Origin of the sequence: Corynebacterium sp. UBA4397 (genome assembly GCF_002390965.1) — a bacterium.
Lineage (GTDB): Bacteria > Actinomycetota > Actinomycetes > Mycobacteriales > Mycobacteriaceae > Corynebacterium > Corynebacterium flavescens.
This window is the reverse complement of the sequence record NZ_DGRD01000041.1, coordinates 1-18447: the sequence shown is the minus strand read 5'-3', so window position 1 is coordinate 18447 and position 18447 is coordinate 1. Positions and strand designations below refer to the sequence as shown.

Sequence of the window (18447 nt, the reverse complement as noted above, 5' to 3'; positions counted from 1 at the left end):
TACGTGTTATCATGGAAGCCCGTAGGTAATTGCACATGTTCCTGCGGATTTTCGCGTTTTATACGCCTGCCTCGCAGGGCCGCCTAGGAAGGCCCACTATGACCACCTCGCGTCAGACCAAGTTTATTTTCGTCACCGGAGGAGTCGTCTCCTCCTTGGGGAAGGGGCTAACGGCGGCGTCGCTTGGCCAGCTCCTTATCTCCCGCGGGCTCTCCGTGACCATGCAGAAGCTCGATCCTTATCTCAACGTCGATCCGGGCACGATGAACCCCTTCGAGCACGGCGAGGTCTTTGTCACCGAGGACGGCGCCGAAACTGACCTCGACCTCGGGCACTACGAGCGTTTTCTTGACCGCAATCTAACCAAGAACGCCAACGTGACCACCGGTAAGGTCTATTCCTCCGTCATCGCCAAAGAAAGGCGCGGCGAGTTCCTGGGTAAGACCGTCCAGGTCATCCCGCACATCACGGATGAGATCAAGGCTCGTGTCCTTGCCATGGCTGAAGCTGATGCTGAAGGAAATGTACCGGACGTCGTCATTTCTGAGATTGGCGGCACCGTCGGAGACATTGAGTCCCAACCTTTCCTCGAAGCCGCCCGCCAGGTGCGTCATGCCGTGGGCCGGGAAAATATCTTTTTCATCCACTGTTCCTTGGTTCCTTACCTGGCTCCCTCCGGAGAGCTCAAAACCAAGCCCACCCAGCACTCGGTGGCCGAGCTGCGTTCAATTGGTATCGTGCCAGACGCCGTGGTTCTACGCTGTGACCGCGAGGTTCCGCAGCCGCTGAAGACCAAGATTGCCTTGATGTGTGACATCGAGGAGGAGGGCGTTACCTCCTGCCCCGATTCTCCTTCCATCTACGACATCCCTGAGGTCCTCTACCGCGAGCACCTCGATACCTTCGTCATCCGCAAGCTAGGGCTGCCTTTCCGCGATGTGGATTGGACCCAGTGGGGCGAGCTGCTCGATCGCGTTCACCACCCACAGCGTGAGGTCACCGTGGCCATCGTGGGCAAGTATATTGACTTGCCTGATGCATATCTCTCCGTGGCCGAGGCCGCCCGCCACGCAGCCTTTGCCCATAACGCCAAGGCGATTATTCGCTGGATCGCCTCCGACGAATGCGAGGATGACGCGGCTGGCGCACTGCGCGGCTGTGACGCAATCATCGTTCCCGGCGGCTTCGGGGTGCGCGGCATCGAGGGCAAGATCGGAGCCATCACCTATGCCAGGGAGAATAAGATTCCCTTCCTGGGGCTGTGCTTGGGGCTGCAGTGCATGGTCCTTGAAGCCGCGCGTCGCGCCGGCATCGCAGATGCCTCCTCTACCGAGTTTGACCCCGAGACATCCGCGCCGGTTATTGCCACCATGGAGGAGCAAAAGGCGGCCGTCACAGGCGAGGCAGACCTGGGCGGGACCATGCGTCTAGGCGCTTATCCCGCGTCTTTGCAGCAGGGAACCGTGGTCGCCGAGGCCTATGGCAAGACTGAGGTCTCCGAGCGCCACCGTCACCGCTATGAGGTCAACAACACCTACTGTGCGCAGATCAGTGAGGGTTCCGGCCTGGTGTTCTCCGGCACCTCGCCCAATGGTGAGCTCGTTGAGTTCGCGGAGTACCCCCGCGAGGTCCATCCTTATATGGTGGCTACGCAGGCACACCCGGAGTACAAGTCGCGCCCCACGCGTCCGCACCCGCTTTTCGACGGCCTTGTAGGCGCCGCCCTCAACAAGTAATTTCCACGTTTTTTGGCGCGCCCGCCTTATCAGTAGCAAGATAGGTTTCATGAATATTCTATCTATCCAGTCCCACGTCTCTTATGGGCACGTGGGAAACTCCGCCGCGGTCTTTCCGCTGCAGCGTGCCGGCCACGAGGTATGGCCGGTGCACACCGTCAATTTTTCCAACCACACCGGCTACGGTGACTGGGGCGGAATGATGGTTCCGGCGAGCGAGGTCACGAGCATCATCGACGGCATCGAGCGCCGCGGAGTATTTGGACAGATCGACGGAATTCTCTCTGGTTACCAGGGCGGCCCGGATATTGCCGGCGCTATTGTTGATGCCGTTCGGCGCATCAAGGACGTCAACCCAGAGGCGCTCTATGCCTGCGATCCGGTGATGGGTAACGCCAAGTCTGGCTGCTTCGTCTCCGATGAAATCCCGCCGCTGCTGCGGGATAAGGTGGTTCCAGTCGCCGATATCATCACCCCGAATCAGTTTGAGCTGGGCTACCTCACCGGCCACCCTGTCGAAACTCTTGAGCAGACTCTGGCCGCGGTCAAGGCTGCGCAGGACATCGGACCGAAGACCGTGCTGGTTACCTCCGTGAAGAGGCCAGAGACTGCAGATGATGTCATTGAGATGCTCGCGGTGGACGGAGACCGCGCCTACCTCGTGGCCACCCCGTTCCTGCCCTTCAAGCGCAATGGCTCCGGAGATGTCACTGCGGCACTCTTCACCGGGCACTACCTGGAGACCAACAGCGTCAAGGTGGCCCTGCAGCGCACGGCATCCTCTGTCTATGACTTGCTGTCAAATACTTTCGAGGCGGAGTCGCGCGAGCTTCTGCTCGTCGAGTCCCAGGAAGTGTTCGCGCATCCGCGTATGCAGTTCTCCGTCGAAGAGCTCTAGAAGCTTGTGCGGGGTGGTGTTCGTCTCTCGTGCATGAACATGCAAGGAAGAGTTCACTCGTGGGCTATGATATTGAGCAATGAGTTCCGATATAGATGCACAATTCGAGGCCGCCATGCCTGACGAGTCTGAACAACCCCCCGCAGGTGACCCGGCTGCGGGGGACTACTCCGCTTTCACCGAGATCCCGGAGGGCTTTCGCTCCGGGTTCGTCTCCTTCGTGGGCCGGCCCAACACCGGCAAGTCCACGCTGACTAACGCGCTGGTAGGGCACAAGATTGCCATTACCGCTGACCAGCCGGAGACTACGCGCCATCCCATCCGCGGTATCGTGCACCGCGAAGACGCCCAGGTCATCGTGGTTGATACGCCTGGCCTGCACCGCCCGCGCACCCTACTCGGTGAGCGCCTCAATGAGGTGGTCAAGGATACTTATGCCGACGTTGATGTCATCGGGTTTACCGTTCCGGCTGATGAAAAGATTGGCCCTGGCGATCGATGGATCCTCGAGAACCTGCGCAAGGTAGCCCCGCGCACTCCCATCATCGGCATCGTTACCAAACTGGATAAGGCCAGCAAGGATCAAGTGGGAGCGCAGCTGCTCGAGTTGCATTCTCTGCTCAGTGAGGAAAACCCGGAGGCAGTGGTCATTCCAGTCTCTGCTACCGAGCATGTGCAGCTCGATGAGCTGCTTCAGGTCATCGTTGACCACCTGCCGGAGGGGCCGAAGTTCTACCCGGAAGATCACGTCACTGATGAGCAGCAGGAGAAGCGGATCGCGGAGCTTATCCGTGAATCAGCTCTCTCGGGCCTCAAGGACGAGCTGCCGCACTCAGTTGCTGTCGAGGTCGATGAGATGCTCCCGAGCGAGACTCGCCCGGGAGTGCTGGAGGTCCACGCCATCTTGTACGTCGAACGCCCTGGCCAAAAGCGCATCCTCGAAGGCAAAGACGGGCGCCGCTTCAAGCGCATCGTCGGCACCGCCCGCAAGGAGATCATCTTGCTGCTCGGGCAGAACGTGTATCTCGACCTGCGTATCAAGGTGCTGAAGAACTGGCAATCTGACCCGAAGTTCCTGGGGCGTCTAGGCTTTTAAGCTATGCGGGAGTCATACCGGGATCGCGCCGTGGTTATCCGCACCTATGACTTCGGGGAGGCCGACCGCGTCATCGTGTTGTTGACCAAGAACCACGGACTCGTGCGCGGTGTAGCCAAGGGCGTACGTCGCGCCAAGTCTCGCTTCGGTTCGCGGCTCCAGCACTTCGTGGATTTGGATGTTCAGCTGTATCCGGGGCGCAATCTGGCAACGATTTCGCAGGCCGATACCGTGAACTATTATGGCGCCAAGATAATCGAGGACTACGAGCGCTACACTGCTGCCTGCGCCGCACTAGAATCAGCCGAGCGCCTCGCTTTCGCCGACGCGGATAAGGATCCCTATCTCTACGAGGCAGTGACCGCCGCCCTGCGTCGCATCCAGGAGGAAGATCCTCTGCACGTTCTCGATGGATTCTTGTTACGTGCAATGGCACATGCTGGCTGGGCCCCGAGCCTCTTTGATTGCGCCCAATGCCAGCGGCCGGGTCCGCATCACGCCTTTCACCCGGCTGTGGGCGGCGCTGCGTGCCATCGCTGCCGGCCACCGGGAGCGGCCGAGGTGGATCCGGAGACCCTGCATCACATGTGGTTGCTGGCGTACGACGAAAAGACGCAGCCTACCCCGGAACAGGCGGCGCAGGCTCATCGCCTGATTCGGGCTCATCTGCAGTGGCATATCGAGAGGAAGGTCACCGCACTCTCGGTCATGGATCAATAAAACTCGGCGGGGCATTAAGATGAAGCGCGTGATTACCCCAGATCGAAACCGAGTTCTCCACCCTCCACAGATTCCGGCTGAGTTTCTGCCGCGCCATATCGCCCTCGTCATGGACGGCAACGGGCGCTGGGCCCAAGAGCGCGGGATGCCGCGTACTCAAGGGCACAAGAGGGGAGAGGCGGTGCTCCTTGAGGTCGTGGATGCCTGCCTCGCCATGGGCATTCCTTATCTGTCCGCCTATGCCTTCTCCACCGAAAACTGGCGGCGCACCCCCGATGAGGTGCGTTTCCTTATGGGCTTTAACCGCGATGTGTTGCGCCGCCAGCGCGAGTGGCTCAACGAGAGGGGAGTGCGCGTCGTGTGGGCGGGACGCCGCCCGCGGCTGTGGCGCTCGGTCCTCAAGGAGCTGGAGAAGGCGGAAGAGCTAACTAGAGACAACACCGCGATGACTCTGGTGATGTGCGTCAACTACGGGGGGCGCGCAGAGATCGTTGACGGTGTGCGTTCCCTCGCTCAGCAAGTAGCGAGCGGGAAAGTGCGACCGGAGGAGATTTCTGAGTCGATGCTGAGTGCTTATATGTATGACCCGCAGATGCCAGACGTCGACCTCTTCTTGCGCCCCAGTGGGGAAAAGCGGACCTCAAATTTCCTGCTGTGGCAGTCGGCCTACGCGGAGATGGTGTACCAAGACAAGCTCTTCCCAGACTTTGGTCCGGAGGATCTCTTCGCTGCAGTCGAGGAGTACGCGCGCCGCGACCGGCGTTTCGGCGGCACCAAGTAGCAGCGTGGTGAGGGAGGCTTGAAGGAGGCAGCTAACGATTAGCCGCGCGGCACTGGGCGCAGACCCCGAAGATTTCTGCGTCATGCCCGGTGAGCTCAAAGTTATATTGCTTGGCCACAGATGAGGCCCATTTCTCGATGGGTCCGCCGTCAATTTCTTCAGTGCGCCCGCACTTGGTGCATACCAGGTGATGGTGATGGTGGCTGGATTCACAATGCCGATAGAGGGTTTCCCCGGAGGGCATGTGTAGTGCGTCAACAGCGGCAATATCCGCCAAAGACTGCAGGGCGCGATAGACGGTGGTCAACCCCACCTTTTGTTGGCGATCGAGGAGCTGGTTGTGGATTTCTTTTGCCGAGGCAAAGTTGTCCATGTCCCTTAAAACTTCGACCACGGCGGCACGCTGCTTGGTGTTCCGAGAGCCGAGTTTGGGTATGCTGTCATGGATGGCCATGTAGACCATGTTACCAATCCACTACCAATAACGTTTTTCAGGAACGTTTAGGAACGTTCGGGAACGCTGTTGCTGGAGCTTTATCGCTCCAGCACCGAGGCGGCGTCGGCAAGCAGTCCCAGCACGCAAGGGGCGATGAGGATGTAGGTTACCTCGCGTCCAGAGCGCTTGGAATCAACAATTCCTGCTTGCTTGAGCACACGGAGGTGCTGGCTGATAAGCGGCTGGGATTTGCCAGTCGCGGCAACGAGCTCGTGGACGAAGTGGTCGCGTTCTGCAAGGAGAGTGATGATGGCGATGCGGAGAGGAGAGTCCAAAGCTCCTATGACCTTTGCGGCAGCTTGGGCATTGAACGCCAGTTTTGTTAGAGACACGGTTATCACCTTCGTATTTTAATACCTGTTGTCCGGTAGATATTTCGAGCATACCTTAAAACCTCAATAACGGGAATTGTGGTGGGCCACGTCACTTTGGAGACCTCGGCGCCCGCGGCCTTTAAGCGCAAGCTAGACTTGTGTGCGTTGCATGCCCGCGGCGCCTGCGCCGCACGTGGGAATAATGCGGAAACTGTAGAAACTTTTTGTTGAAAGACTGTCCCCTACCAGAGGAGTCCTTGGAAAAATGGCGTCCGTCATCGATACCGTTGTCAACCTGTGTAAGCGTCGTGGCTTGGTTTATCAGGCAGGTGAAATCTACGGCGGTTCGCGCTCGGCCTGGGACTACGGCCCCTTGGGTGTGGAGCTGAAAGAAAACATCAAGCGCCAGTGGTGGCGCCACATGGTGCAGTCACGCGATGACGTGGTGGGCGTGGATACCTCGGTTATCCAGCCGCGCCAGGTATGGGTGTCCTCCGGTCACGTTGAGGTATTCACTGACCCGCTCGTGGAATCCCTCTACACCCACAAGCGCTACCGCGCGGATCATCTGCTTGAGGCCTATGAGGAAAAGCACGGTCACGCACCGGAGAATGGTCTGGCTGACATCAACGATCCGGTTACCGGTCAGCCCGGCAACTGGACCGAGCCCAAGGCTTTCTCCGGCCTGCTCAAGACCTACCTAGGCCCGGTCGATGACAAGGAGGGGCTGCACTACCTGCGCCCAGAGACCGCTCAGGGCATCTTCGTCAACTTCAAGAACGTCATGACTTCTGCGCGTTTGAAGCCACCTTTTGGCATCGCCAACATTGGTAAGTCCTTCCGCAATGAAATCACGCCGGGTAACTTCATCTTCCGTACGCGCGAGTTCGAGCAGATGGAAATGGAGTTCTTTGTTAAGCCAGGAGAGGACGAGGAATGGCACCAGTACTGGATCGATGACCGTTATAACTGGTACGTCGATCTGGGCATCAAGCCAGAGAACCTTCGCCTCTATGAGCACCCCAAAGAAAAGCTCTCGCACTACTCCAAGCGCACCGTTGACGTGGAGTATGCCTTTGGCTTCACCGGCTCCAAGTGGGGCGAGCTCGAGGGTGTGGCTAACCGCACCGACTACGATCTCACTGTCCATGCCAAGGGTTCCGGCGAGGATCTTTCCTACTTCGACCAGACCACCGGCGAGCGCTGGGTGCCCTACGTCATCGAGCCTGCCGCAGGCCTAGGACGTTCCATGATGGCTTTCCTCGTTGACGCTTATCACGAGGAAGAGGTTCCCAACTCCAAGGGCGGCACCGATACTCGCGTGGTACTGCGTCTTGACCGCCGCCTCGCACCGGTCAAGGTGGCGGTGCTCCCGCTGTCGAAGAAGGACGAGCTATCGGTCCCCGCGAAGGAGATCGCACAGAAGCTGCGCCAGAACTGGAACGTGGACTTCGACGTCTCCGGCGCCATCGGTCGCCGCTATCGTCGCCAGGACGAGGTGGGAACCCCGTTCTGCGTCACCTTCGACTTCGAGTCCCTCGAGGACAACGCCGTCACCGTTCGAGAGCGCGACACCATGGAACAGGAGCGCGTCCCGATTGCTGATCTGGAGGCCTACCTCGCCGCGCGTCTGATTGGTTGCTAGATGATTAGCTACACCAGTTGGGACCGTACCGACAGGGAGACCCTCGTCCTAGTCAAGGAGGGCGGGCCGGCAGCTTATGGCCGTTTCTCCGGGAACTCCGCCGAGATCTCCGGCACTCATTGGCGCCTAGACGTCACCAAAGACCTTGGTGCCTCAGCCACGCTCGAGGACGGCCGGGTTATGCGCATTGCGGGAAACCTGGGGCGGGACAAGCGTCTCGAGGCTTCCCTTGATGGGCGCACCTTTACCTTCCTCAACGAGAATGGTGGAAACTGGATCATCGAGGACGTCGATGAGTCCAAGGTTGCCCAGTTCTCGTCGAAGAACTCTGGCGTGCGCGAATCCATCCTCGAATTCGATGAGGACTACAAGGACCTCAGTGACGTTGAAATCATCGCGCTGAGCTGGTTTAGTCGGCTTATCCTCGAGGCCAACACTAAGAGCAAGTCCGTGGCAATCATTGCGACCTTGGTCTTGATGTCCATCGTTGCGGTCTTGGCCCTGTTCGTATTCTGATGTCCGTGGCGGGGCAGGGGCCACTGGGAGAGCAGCCGGGTGCATCCGGCGCACAACCGAGTGCCCAGTGGAAGTGGCACTCAGGCACGCTTTACGGTGATGCTGGGCAAACCCTAGCCGCCGTCACAGCCCAGCGCCTGAATGTAACTTCCGGCTCGGCCCTGACCGACGGCTCCGAACTGGAATTATTAAGCTCTCTCGATAGCCCCAGCGCCTCCCGCTTCTACCTGCGAGCCACAGGCCCAGAGGGCTTTACGTGCGAGGTGCGTCAAGCAGGGCTCAGCGTAGCTACCCTTCGCGCTCGCTGCGCCGACAGCAAGGACCCCATAATGGCGGTGGAGGAGCGCTTCTATCTTCTTAAGAGGAGCACACCCCTAAAGCGCATGCGCACTATCGTTGGCGCAGTTGCGGAAGCAACCGAGCAACGAAACGGCGCGGTATTGTCTACTAACGCACTGTTTGACACCGAGCCCCGATTCAACGGGGATCTGCGGGTGAGTTTCCACCGCGATATCCCCCTGCTCGACGCGATAGTACTCAGCTATAGCTGCTATCTGCTCGATGCTTCGCCGCGCATTGTCCGCGGCTAAGACAAGCGTAGGAGACCTAGAGCAGTCCGCACGGGGCCTAGAAGGCGCTGCCCTGGCTGGAGCCGCCGAAGCCGCCGCCGCCTCCACCGAAGCCGCCGCCGCCAAATCCGCCTCCGAATCCACCACCGTGGCCACCTCCGCCGAGGATCTGGCCCAGCACCATGCCAGTGACGATATTGCCCGCGGTCGAGGCACCGCGTTGCTGCATCTGCCGGCGACGATAATTGTCGATGTCGTCCTTAGCTCGTTTAAGCGCGGTTTGGGCAGCGTTGACGGACCTGCGTGCGGAGTCTTGAGCCGCACGAATATCACTGCGCTCAAGGTGAAGGGCCTCGGCGTGGAGGTGCTTGGCATCGGCCAAGGCGGTACGGGCACCAGAACCAATGATGCGCCCGCGCGAGGAGATGAGATCGTCTGCGGCCTGAATATTGGATTCCGCTACCGAGATCTGCTGCTTGAAAAGAGCGATTTGGCGGGCATGAGAAGAGGTTTTCTCGCGCACTCGGTCGAGGCGATCATCGAGCTCGGTGTCAATGGCCATCAGCGAGCTATAGCTGCCCAAGGGATCTTGTGTGCCCTCGGCGCGGGCGGATTCAACTGCGGTGTGTGCGCGAGCAAGCAATTCCTCGAGGCTGTCCCAATCGGCCTTTGTTCCTTGAGACTTGCCCTGTGCCTCCAGCTGCTGGGCCTCGGAGATCTCCTCCTCGATTTCGGTGATGAGGCTCGCTAGGTTGGCATTGGCCGCGGCGATATTGGTCTCTGCATTTTCGATGCCGCTGAGCAGACGGTCTGCGATCTCGATGGCGTGCTCACCGTCGCGGATAGCCGCGACGAGGCCGCCTTGTTGGCCCGCCGGTGCTGCGGCCAGCTCACGGCCACTGGAGACGGACTTCTCGGCCTCGTTCAAGGAGACCTCTGCCATCTCCGCATTGTCTGCGATGGAGGACAAGACTTCCGCTGGGTAGTGGGAGGTGAGTGTCTGCAACGTCTCTTGGGCGTGGGGCAACCGCGCCCGCAGGTCCACGGTGCGCTGGGTAAGCTCATCCAGCTTCTGGGGTGCGTTGATGAGGAGATCTCGCATCTTGGCGAACTCCTGCGCTTGTTGGTCGAGCGCGTCATCTGCTTGCCCGCAGGAGGAGATGATCTCCACGAGCATGCTACGCCTTTCGGCGGGGGACTCCGGGATGGCGTCATCGAGGCGCTGGCGCAGGGAAAAGGCTCGCTGCAAGGTGGTGGTGGAGTGATTCATGGCCTTGGTAAATGCGCGGGTGCGCTCAGGGCCAAACTCGGAGATGGCGATCTTCAACTCTTCTTTGCCGCGCCGGATGGATTCATCCGCGGAGACAAGCTCCTCGCGTGCCAAGGCATCTAGCGTCTCGACGGGGAGCCGGTCGAGGCTTTGGGTGTCACTTGGAGCAATCTCGCGTGCGGCCTCCAGCGTCTGGGTTGCCTGGGCCTTGGACTTGCGGCGGGTGGCCGCCCAGATACCGCCGCCGGCCACGGCGACTGCACCGGCCCCGCCGACGAGCCAGCCGGCGCCCGAACCTGAGCCTGCGGCCCCAGAGGTTGCGGTATCGACCACGGCGTTGGCAGCTCCAGCCCAGTCATCATTGGCCAAGTAGCTTTGTGCGGCATTGTCTAGGTCTCCAGCAGAGGCCGAACTAAAACGCGTTCCAGCCGCCGCGCCGGTTTGCCTAGCAGCCACGTCCACGACATAGGCAGCGGTGTTATCGCCGCGTGCGCTAACGATGTTCTCCGCATAAGTGGTGCTATTGGTGCCCGTATCCCCAACGAAGAGGATATAGAGGAGCTCTCCCTTGTCTGACTGCAGTTGCTTAATCTTGTCCTCTAACTGCGCCTTATCGCTGGGAGTAAGGGCGCCGACCTCGTCGGTGACGCGGGCGGAGATACTTGCCGGGGCGGGAGCAGCCACCATTTGGGCGGGTGCCGTTGCGGCAAGGGCGGGTGAGGCGGTGGCTAATCCAAAAAACAGGGCCGCAATGGCGGCGCGGCCGATACGCGAAGCGGCGCGGGAGCGTGTATTCATGCCCACCACGATACCGCCGACGGGCATAAGCTGGGAGAGATGAAACCCGAAGCAGTTGTCGTTCTTGGGGCCGCACAGTACGACGGTCGGCCCTCACGGATCCTGCGTGCGCGCCTTGAGGAGGCATTGCGTGTCCCTGCTGAGTGCCCCATCGTTACCGTGGGCGGAAAACTTCCCGGCGATCGCTTCACCGAAGCCGAGGTGGGCAAGACCTACCTGGACGACGCTTTGCAACAAGAATCCGGAGGCGGCGCTAGGCGACGTCCGCCCCGGAACGTTTACGCCGTGACCAACGGCTCGGATACCCGCGGCTCTCTCGAAGCGGTGCGAGAGGCCCATCCCTTCCGGAACGTCGTCATTGTCACCGACCCACTGCACCGGTTGCGGACCTATCTCATTGCTCGGGAACTCGGCTTTAGCGCCCGAGTGGTAGGGGTAAAAGATTTCACATACACCCCGCAGCAGGCGGCGTGGTGGCGTTATCTCGCGCATGAGGGCGGCGGCATGGTGGTGTTAGCAGCAGGGCACGTATTCTCCGCCGAGACCGCGCGAAAGCTGCGTAGTTTCCTGCACTATATCGAGGGCTGGATTAGGCCCTCGCGAAAGCTTCGACACACGCAACTCCGTAAGAAAAGTTAGAATTTGTAAAAAAGTACCATTCCGCGAAAAGCACTGGTCACGCTAGTTTTGGTCTAGAGAATAGGCGGGTGTAGACCAATACCAACACCGCATGAGTTTTTTCTCCGTGACCGTTCTGTTATGGTGTTTCTTGTAAGAGTTATTCCCCCTTTGAAAGGACAATCACATGATTGACGTAGTTACCAACACCATCGAGTACGTTCTCGACTTCCTGCAGTACGGTATCAACACCCTGTTCGCTGGCGTTGACGGCCTGTCCTCCGCCTTCTTCGGCTAGTAAATTGCCGAATGGTTGTGTAGCTTAGCTACAAGCTTGATTACGTCCCTCACGGTTCCTTTCATGGGAAGCGGGAGGGACTTTTCTGTTAAATTAGGCCTGCAAGTTTGCTCATTTTCGTGCTATACCCCATATTTTCTAGAAACACTTCAAGTTCCTTCTCGGTGCTTGGCGCAGCGCGACTAAAATGTCAAGGGTGACTTATACCTACCGCGCGGCGGACTTCGCTCGGCGCTTCGATGAAAGCCCCAAAGGTTCTGCATTTGTAGCGGTCGAAGAACAACGCGGCGCCTTCGCCCGTGACCGAGCTAGGGTCCTCCACTCCGCAGCGTTCCGGCGTTTGGCGGATAAAACTCAGGTCGTCGGCCCCCGGGATGGGGACACTCCGCGCACCCGTTTGACCCACTCCCTAGAGGTAGGCCAAATAGCACGGGGGATTGGTAGTGGGCTAGGAGTAGACCCAGATCTCTGTGACATGGCAGGGCTCACGCACGATATTGGGCATCCGCCCTATGGGCATAACGGTGAAACAGCGCTCAACGAGCTGGCGCAAGATTGTGGAGGATTCGAGGGAAACGCCCAGACGCTGCGCATTCTTACCTTCTTAGAGCCCAAGGTTGTCGGCGATGACGAGGAGTCTTTTGGGCTTAATCTCACTCGTGCGGCGCTCGATGCTGCTTGCAAGTATCCGCGGATAAAGACCGACCCGGATGGTACGACCAACCGGAAGTACGGTTGCTATGACGCTGATGCCCATATCTTGGATTGGGTGCGCGCAGGCCATGATGACTCTTGGCCTCCAATGGAAGCTCAGGTCATGGACTGGTCCGATGACGTGGCCTATTCCGTGCATGACGTCGAGGACGGGATCATCTCCCGCCGTATTTCCCTCAATGTGCTCTGGGACTTAGTGGAGCTTGCCAATCTGGCTGAGAAAGGCGCGCGGGCCTTCGGGGGAAGTGCCAGCGAGCTGCTAGAGGCCGCGGATTCCCTGCGCAGGCTCGACGTTATTAACGCGATAGGCTCTTTTGACTACAGCCTGCGCTCCTATGCCACTTTGAAGAAGATGACCTCGGAGTTGGTGGGGCGCTACGTCGGCGCGACCATCAAGGCCACTGAGGAAGGAAATGCAGACCTCATCGCCGCAGGGGAGCTCGGGCGGGAGAAGGGGCAGCTTTATGTGCCAGAGCTTGCGCGGGCAGAGGTAAAACTCCTAAAAACCATTGCGGTCCTCTACGTCATGGATGAGCCAGCGCACTTGCGGCGCCAAGACCGGCAGAGGGAAAGGATCTTCCGCGTTTATGACTACCTTTCGGCGGGAGCGCCCGGTTCTCTCGACGCCATGTTTGCCGGTTGGTGGAGGCGCGCTGAGAGCGACACCGAGCGCCAACGTGTCATCATCGATCAGATTGCCTCGATGACGGAATCGCGCCTTGAGCGTTTGGCCCACCGCAGCGCCGAGTTAACCGGATTCCTCGACTAGGTTCATTTAGGCCCATATAGGTTCCTATATGGGCCTATAGTCCCCAGCGCTGCCTGAGCCTATTCGTTGCTCTGGTGCGCGAGGGCGAAAGCCTCGTTGATCCCGTGAATTGCCTGGTTGATTACGGCGTCGAGGCGCCCGTCCAGTTGGCCATCGCTAAGCCCACCAGCGGTGTAGAAGGTCCCAGTCACTAAGGTCTTGTCGTCTGCAAAGGAGGCCTTGATAAGCGCCTTGCTGGTGGAGAACTCGCTGAGCGCAATGATGTACTTCAACGCATCATGGGCAGGCATGGAGGCTTCCACGAAGACGCTGGCTTGGCTTTGGCTCAGCGCGAGGAACATGGGCAATGATTGATACTCGAAAGAAAGGCAGCGCTCCATGTCTTTGGAGGAGGCCACGAACTCGGGCAGCTTCTCCTTCGGGACTTCACTGAGCTCCAGATCGCTAACAGCGGGGCTGGCTACGATGCGCTCGAGCGTAACTGGGGTAGTCGCCGCCGAGGAAAGAACATAAGGCGGGGCAATGACGGATTCCTCGATGGTCTCCATCACCTGCGGATCTGGAGACTGTGCCTGCGTGCTGAACTGCTGTGGATCGCAATCTATCCCAAAAGTGTCTACGACATGCGCGCATAGGCGCGGAGCAACGTGCGAAGTCACGATTTCAACGAAATCACGCACCTGTTCTAGGGTCACTCCCTCGGAGTAAAGCAGTGCATTCTGTGCCTGCACCACGGCTCCCTCGGGCCCGTGCATGGGGTCGACCGACCCGAAGATGGGATCGCGGTTGAGATCATTGGCTAGAACCACCAGATCCGTGAGCTGGTCCGTTGGCAGCGGCTTGGTCAGCTCGATTTGGGATTGAACAACGGGTGCGCCGCGGTTGACGCTAAAGCGAATCTTGGCATCTGGGTACTCCAGGACAAAGACGGAACCGGTGTCCTCCATAAGGAAGTCCTTACCCAAGCTTAGCAGCGCTCCACGCAAGGCCCCGGAAACGAAAAGAGCGGGATCAACCGCCTCTGCGGTGGTCTGGTCTACAACGGGTTTATTCTTCTTGTTCCAAAACGCCATGAGCAATCCTCTTTTCGCTGGTGGATAGATCCGGAGAAAACCAGCAGGTTAGAGCTGGATCTGTTCCGCATGTTTCGTATGTTACACAGCGAATAGCCACACTGCCTGCTAATACAGGCGGCTTGTCGGCAGTTTTGTATAGGTCCTAGTCTTGTAGATGCCCTAGCGCACGAGACGGATGGAAAGGTCACGCAGAACTAGGCCGATAGCGGCGTAATCGGCCGGATCCAACAACAAGTCTGCGGCCACGATGACCTTGACATGGTTTTCGCGTAGGAAATCAGCTAATGCATCGAGGTTGCGTGGCGTAGCGTTGGCGCATCCGCGCACGCGTCCCAAGGCGGCATAGAACCCCTCTTTGCTGCGTATGGGTTCTGTCAGGAGAATGCGTTGCATAAGTAGTGCCTTAATCAATGGTGCCACGGGGAGGGGTGAGCGGGGTGGGTGTTAATACTCGGCGTCGGGAATCGCGCAAAAGGATTCATAGTGGTCATCGGTGTAATACCAGACCTCGGGATCAGTTTCGGTTCCGCCGCCGGTAACTATCCTTTTGGCACCGCGGTGGTTAATTCCTGGGGTGTCCACGGTGTATTCGCGGTAGTAGTTCCGCGCCTGTCGGGGAAGGGTTCCCTCGTAGTTTCCAAAGCGAACGTTGTCATTATCGGGGTGCTCAAAGGGGCCACCGGCGAGGATATCGGCTGCGGTGTTCTCCGCTTGAGCAGGCAAAGAAGACAGCGGGCAGGAGGGGAATCCTCCAGCGGCGGTTGGCTCCGTCTTAGGGCTGCGCGCGGTACTAGGTTTGTGTGCTGGTGATGACGCAGTGATCGCGGTGGCGGAGGAAGAAGCCTCAGATGCCGACTTCGCGCCGGAATCGGTGGCGAAGTCGATGCCGAAGTAGCCGCCGACAAGGACGAGCACAGCGGCGCCGATGGCGGCAGGCACCGACTTTCGAGGACTGCGGGATTGTGCCATTCCTTTATCCTCCCAGCCCTGAGCCCAAACTGGAAATCTAACTAACACTGCGGTGCTTGGCGATGCCGCGCCGGCGAAGCGCGCGCGGTAATCTCTAACTCATGGCAAAAGGCAGAATCCCGGAGAGCGATATCCAAGCTATCCGTGAACGCGCGCCTATCGAAGAGATCGTGGGCGAATACGTCCAGCTCAAGCCGGCTGGTTACGACTCGTTGAAAGGGCTATCACCCTTCAAGGACGAGAAGACCCCTTCTTTTCACGTTCGACCTCAACGAGGCTATTATCACTGCTTTTCCACGGGCAAGGGTGGCGATGTATTCAACTTCCTCATGGAGATGGAACAAGTCACTTTCCCCGAGGCGGTAGAGGCGGTAGCCCAAAAAATTGGCTACCACGTTAACTACCAGGGCGGCACCACGGGAGCCCGCAACGAGAAGCCGGGCACGCGCCAGCGCCTTATCGCGGCGAACAAAGCCGCGCACGAGTTCTACCGGAAGCAGCTGGAGACCCCGCAGGCAGCGCCCGCGCGAGATTTCCTTCTGGACAGGGGCTTTTCCAAAGAGATCATCTACGACTTTGAGTGCGGCTATGCACCCGAGGGCTGGGACACTGCCACCAAGTACCTTTTGCGCATGGGCTTTTCCTTCGAAGAGCTAGAGGCGGCGGGCATTTCTAAGATGGGCAAGCGCGGACCGATTGATCGCTTTCACCGCCGAGTCCTGTGGCCCATCAAGGATCTTTCCGGCAACGTCATCGGTTTCGGTGCCCGCAAGCTTTTTGAGGATGACAAGCTCGGCAAGTACATGAACACGCCGGACACCATGCTCTACCATAAATCGAAGGTGCTATTCGGACTCGACCTTGCCAAGCGCAATATTGCCGAGGCGCACCAGGCCGTGGTCGTTGAGGGATACACGGACGTCATGGCGATGTATGCCGCCGGCGTTAAAACTGCCGTCGCTAGCTGCGGCACCGCCTTCGGCTCTGAGCACCTGCAGATCCTGCGCCGGTTGATGCTCGATGATTCTTATTTCAACGGTGAGCTCATCTATACCTTCGACGGCGATGAGGCAGGGCAAAAGGCAGCCTTGCGCGCATTCCAAGGCGAACAGGCCTTCACGGGTCAATCCTTCGTCTCCGTTGCCCCCGACGGCATGGATCCGTGTGACCTGCGCCTCGCGCGTGGCGACGTCGCTGTGCGCGACCTCGTGGCGGACCGCATCCCAATGTTCGAGTTCGTTATCCAATCCGTCATTTCTGAGTATCGAATCGATACTCCGGAAGGCCGCCTCCAGGCATTGCGCAGAGCAGTTCCGGTCGTGGCGCAGATCCGTGATGCGCCCTTGCAACGCGAGTATGCGCGCCGCCTCGCCGGTTGGGTGGGCTGGCCCAACCCAGAAGAAGTCCTGCAGCAGGTGCGCGAGGAGGCAAGAAAGCCGCGCAAGCAGGAAAAGCCGCGCTTTAATCGTTTCGACACCACCCCGCAGCCGGCGCAACAAGACGTGCCGATGATTCACCCGCCGAGCCCGAAAGAGACTTATCTGTGGCCACAGCGGGAGGCGTTGAAGCTCGCATTGCAATATCCACAGGTGGCCAGCTCCTACTTCGATGGAATCGCTGAGGATGCCTATACCAATGAGGCCTATCGCATCGTGCGCCACGCTATCGCCGCTGTAGGCGGAGCCACCGCAGGAGCAACGATGTCCAATGTGGATTGGATAGCCGCAGTGGCGGGGGAGATGCGCGATCTCACCGGAAGGAACTTCGTCTCTGAGCTAGCAGTGGAGCAGATCCTGCCCACGGATACGGACTGGGAGACTTATGCGGATTCCGTATTCTCCCGCCTGCAGGAGACCCGCGTGGGGGACCAGATTGCGCAGCTCAAAGCTGAGTTGGGGCGCATGCGGCCTTCGGATAATGAGGAGAGCTACAACTCCCTCTTTGCTGATCTCGTCGCCCTTGAGCAAGCACGCCGCGACCTCAACGACCGCGCTTTCCGCGGAACGCCCGGAGCCCCTGGGACGGCCTAACCTGCAAGGACGGGGGGAGAACTAGTCCTCGTCGGGCTCGTAGATGCGGTCTGGATTAGGGTTTACCGTCCCGCGGGAATTCTTCTTGGCCGAAACATCTTTGATCTCGCGCATGCGCGGTTCCGGGTCGAGCCGGTTGGCCACGGCTTTGCGCGTGGCGTTGACGGCATTCTTGGCAACGGGGGAGTTGATCGCCTTCTCGTAGGCGCCCTTGATCTGGTGATAGCGTTTGCGGCCTGCCTTGGTGCCAAAGATATAACCAGCGGCGGCGCCGACAACGAACTGGATCATGGGTGATGGTCTCCCCTCGACGGAGTGCTTGAAAATTGCTTGGGTTTAATACTACCCGTTTCAACTTTGCGGGCCGTGGGTGTGAAGGACAGGGGTGGTCTGAACCTTTTCTGTCAATGCGCTCTTTTCTCTGCGCTGTGGAGACGATAGTTTGAAATGGTGGAACAAGAATCTCGTCTTTGTCATGCGACGTCGGCCGCTATTGCGATGGCCGCGTTGCTAACGGCGAGCCTCTCTCAGAGTTCCACGTCCTCAGTTCGCAGCACCCCGCCTTTGAGCCAAGAATCCACTACCTTCAGCACTGAGTAGCCTGTTGCATCAGTGGTCTAACACTCAATGTCGCAGATAGCCCCGCCTAAGCTGTCCGTGGACACTGGAGCCTCCGCAGAAGCAAGCCAGTTCAGCATAGTCGTATTCACGGCCGTTACTTTCAATTCCGTCGAAAGAGAAGAGAGCTTCGCGCAACCCGCCTGGGCACTCACCCATAGCGTCTAGAAGACGCATCGGAAGCGGTCAAAGCTGACCCTGACTAGGCACTCCGGCTAGTGGAGACTTTTCCGCGTTTTGGGGTAGTTCTCTATCACTGGTAGTGAGTGAAAGAAATCCGAGAATCAGTCAAAGGATGGTACTTGGGTATGATGGACGCTCCACTGAGACGCCAGGCACTTTATCCCCGACGTTCAGGAGTTGGGTATCTGTTGTGCACAAATGACGTGCTTCGTAAATCGATGCAGACGCGAGAATTGATGCGTCAATCCCGGTCAGATGGAATGAGCTTATGTATCCGCTAGCGATCTCTGCGACGTATTCGTCGAGCTCTACGGTCAAGTCCTTTTGAGTGGT

Annotated in this window: 19 protein-coding genes; 12 read left to right on the top strand and 7 right to left on the bottom strand. The window is 59.0% G+C overall.

Annotated features, from left to right (window positions below; translation table 11 throughout):
• Positions 1-98: 98 nt before the first annotated feature.
• From B2696_RS08945 to B2696_RS08925, 5 genes are all read left to right on the top strand, one after another.
• Positions 99-1736 carry a CTP synthase gene (locus tag B2696_RS08945; protein WP_286955054.1) on the top strand — a complete coding sequence of 546 codons (1638 nt, stop codon included), beginning with the start codon at positions 99-101 and terminating at the stop codon, positions 1734-1736.
• 49 nt (positions 1737-1785) lie between these two features.
• A complete protein-coding gene (pdxY, locus tag B2696_RS08940; RefSeq protein ID WP_286955048.1) occupies positions 1786-2634 on the top strand; it encodes a pyridoxal kinase PdxY in 849 nt (282 codons plus the stop codon).
• Positions 2635-2713: 79 nt separating this feature from the next.
• Entirely contained in the window at positions 2714-3730 is a 1017-nt protein-coding gene (era, locus tag B2696_RS08935) for a GTPase Era (RefSeq protein WP_075730224.1), read from the top strand.
• A 3-nt stretch (positions 3731-3733) separates the two neighbouring features.
• A complete protein-coding gene (gene recO, locus B2696_RS08930) occupies positions 3734-4450 on the top strand; it encodes a DNA repair protein RecO (RefSeq protein WP_276621638.1) in 717 nt (238 codons plus the stop codon).
• 19 nt (positions 4451-4469) lie between these two features.
• Complete coding sequence (locus B2696_RS08925; RefSeq protein ID WP_075730222.1) at positions 4470-5231, top strand: isoprenyl transferase; 762 nt, start codon at positions 4470-4472, stop codon at positions 5229-5231.
• 31 nt (positions 5232-5262) lie between these two features.
• Here B2696_RS08925 and B2696_RS08920 read toward each other — a convergent pair whose 3' ends face one another.
• Both B2696_RS08920 and B2696_RS08915 read right to left on the bottom strand, forming a co-directional pair.
• Positions 5263-5685 (bottom strand): Fur family transcriptional regulator, encoded by a 423-nt coding sequence (locus B2696_RS08920; protein WP_286955047.1) that lies wholly within the window; start codon positions 5683-5685, stop codon positions 5263-5265.
• A gap of 80 nt (positions 5686-5765) precedes the next feature.
• Positions 5766-6068, bottom strand: a complete 303-nt coding sequence (locus B2696_RS08915; protein WP_373862528.1) for an ArsR/SmtB family transcription factor — start codon at positions 6066-6068, stop codon at positions 5766-5768.
• 238 nt (positions 6069-6306) lie between these two features.
• Between B2696_RS08915 and B2696_RS08910 the strand changes: the two genes are divergently transcribed.
• The 3 genes from B2696_RS08910 to B2696_RS08900 are packed head-to-tail and all read left to right on the top strand — an operon-like array spanning position 6307 to position 8792.
• Positions 6307-7686 (top strand): glycine--tRNA ligase, encoded by a 1380-nt coding sequence (locus tag B2696_RS08910; RefSeq protein WP_286955046.1) that lies wholly within the window; start codon positions 6307-6309, stop codon positions 7684-7686.
• A complete protein-coding gene (locus B2696_RS08905; RefSeq protein ID WP_307722796.1) occupies positions 7687-8202 on the top strand; it encodes a hypothetical protein in 516 nt (171 codons plus the stop codon).
• A 5-nt stretch (positions 8203-8207) separates the two neighbouring features.
• Positions 8208-8792: a hypothetical protein gene (locus B2696_RS08900; protein ID WP_286955045.1), complete on the top strand. Its 585-nt coding sequence runs from the start codon at positions 8208-8210 to the stop codon at positions 8790-8792.
• A 37-nt stretch (positions 8793-8829) separates the two neighbouring features.
• On the opposite strand, the gene B2696_RS08895 is transcribed toward B2696_RS08900, so the two are convergent.
• On the bottom strand, positions 8830-10839 hold the full coding sequence (locus B2696_RS08895; protein WP_286955044.1) for a TPM domain-containing protein: 2010 nt from the start codon (positions 10837-10839) through the stop codon (positions 8830-8832).
• Positions 10840-10878: 39 nt separating this feature from the next.
• On the opposite strand from B2696_RS08895, the gene B2696_RS08890 reads away from it, so the two are divergent.
• Together B2696_RS08890 and B2696_RS08885 are read left to right on the top strand one after the other, a co-directional pair.
• A complete protein-coding gene (locus B2696_RS08890) occupies positions 10879-11478 on the top strand; it encodes a YdcF family protein (protein WP_286955043.1) in 600 nt (199 codons plus the stop codon).
• A gap of 464 nt (positions 11479-11942) precedes the next feature.
• Positions 11943-13238, top strand: a complete 1296-nt coding sequence (locus B2696_RS08885; protein WP_276621647.1) for a deoxyguanosinetriphosphate triphosphohydrolase — start codon at positions 11943-11945, stop codon at positions 13236-13238.
• A gap of 59 nt (positions 13239-13297) precedes the next feature.
• Here B2696_RS08885 and B2696_RS08880 read toward each other — a convergent pair whose 3' ends face one another.
• The 3 genes from B2696_RS08880 to B2696_RS08870 all read right to left on the bottom strand — a co-directional run bounded on the left by B2696_RS08880 (position 13298) and on the right by B2696_RS08870 (position 15283).
• Complete coding sequence (locus B2696_RS08880; protein ID WP_075730217.1) at positions 13298-14311, bottom strand: hypothetical protein; 1014 nt, start codon at positions 14309-14311, stop codon at positions 13298-13300.
• Between the two features lie 162 nt (positions 14312-14473).
• Positions 14474-14707, bottom strand: coding sequence for a hypothetical protein (locus tag B2696_RS08875; protein ID WP_286955042.1), 234 nt, complete (start codon positions 14705-14707; stop codon positions 14474-14476).
• A 51-nt stretch (positions 14708-14758) separates the two neighbouring features.
• Positions 14759-15283, bottom strand: coding sequence for a ribonuclease domain-containing protein (locus B2696_RS08870; protein ID WP_286955041.1), 525 nt, complete (start codon positions 15281-15283; stop codon positions 14759-14761).
• 101 nt (positions 15284-15384) lie between these two features.
• Between B2696_RS08870 and dnaG the strand changes: the two genes are divergently transcribed.
• Entirely contained in the window at positions 15385-17313 is a 1929-nt protein-coding gene (dnaG, locus tag B2696_RS08865; protein WP_286955040.1) for a DNA primase, read from the top strand.
• A 21-nt stretch (positions 17314-17334) separates the two neighbouring features.
• On the opposite strand, the gene B2696_RS08860 is transcribed toward dnaG, so the two are convergent.
• Positions 17335-17604: a hypothetical protein gene (locus B2696_RS08860; RefSeq protein WP_075730213.1), complete on the bottom strand. Its 270-nt coding sequence runs from the start codon at positions 17602-17604 to the stop codon at positions 17335-17337.
• A 336-nt stretch (positions 17605-17940) separates the two neighbouring features.
• On the opposite strand from B2696_RS08860, the gene B2696_RS08855 reads away from it, so the two are divergent.
• Positions 17941-18099, top strand: a complete 159-nt coding sequence (locus B2696_RS08855) for a hypothetical protein (RefSeq protein WP_286955039.1) — start codon at positions 17941-17943, stop codon at positions 18097-18099.
• The last annotated feature ends 348 nt before the right edge of the window (positions 18100-18447 follow it).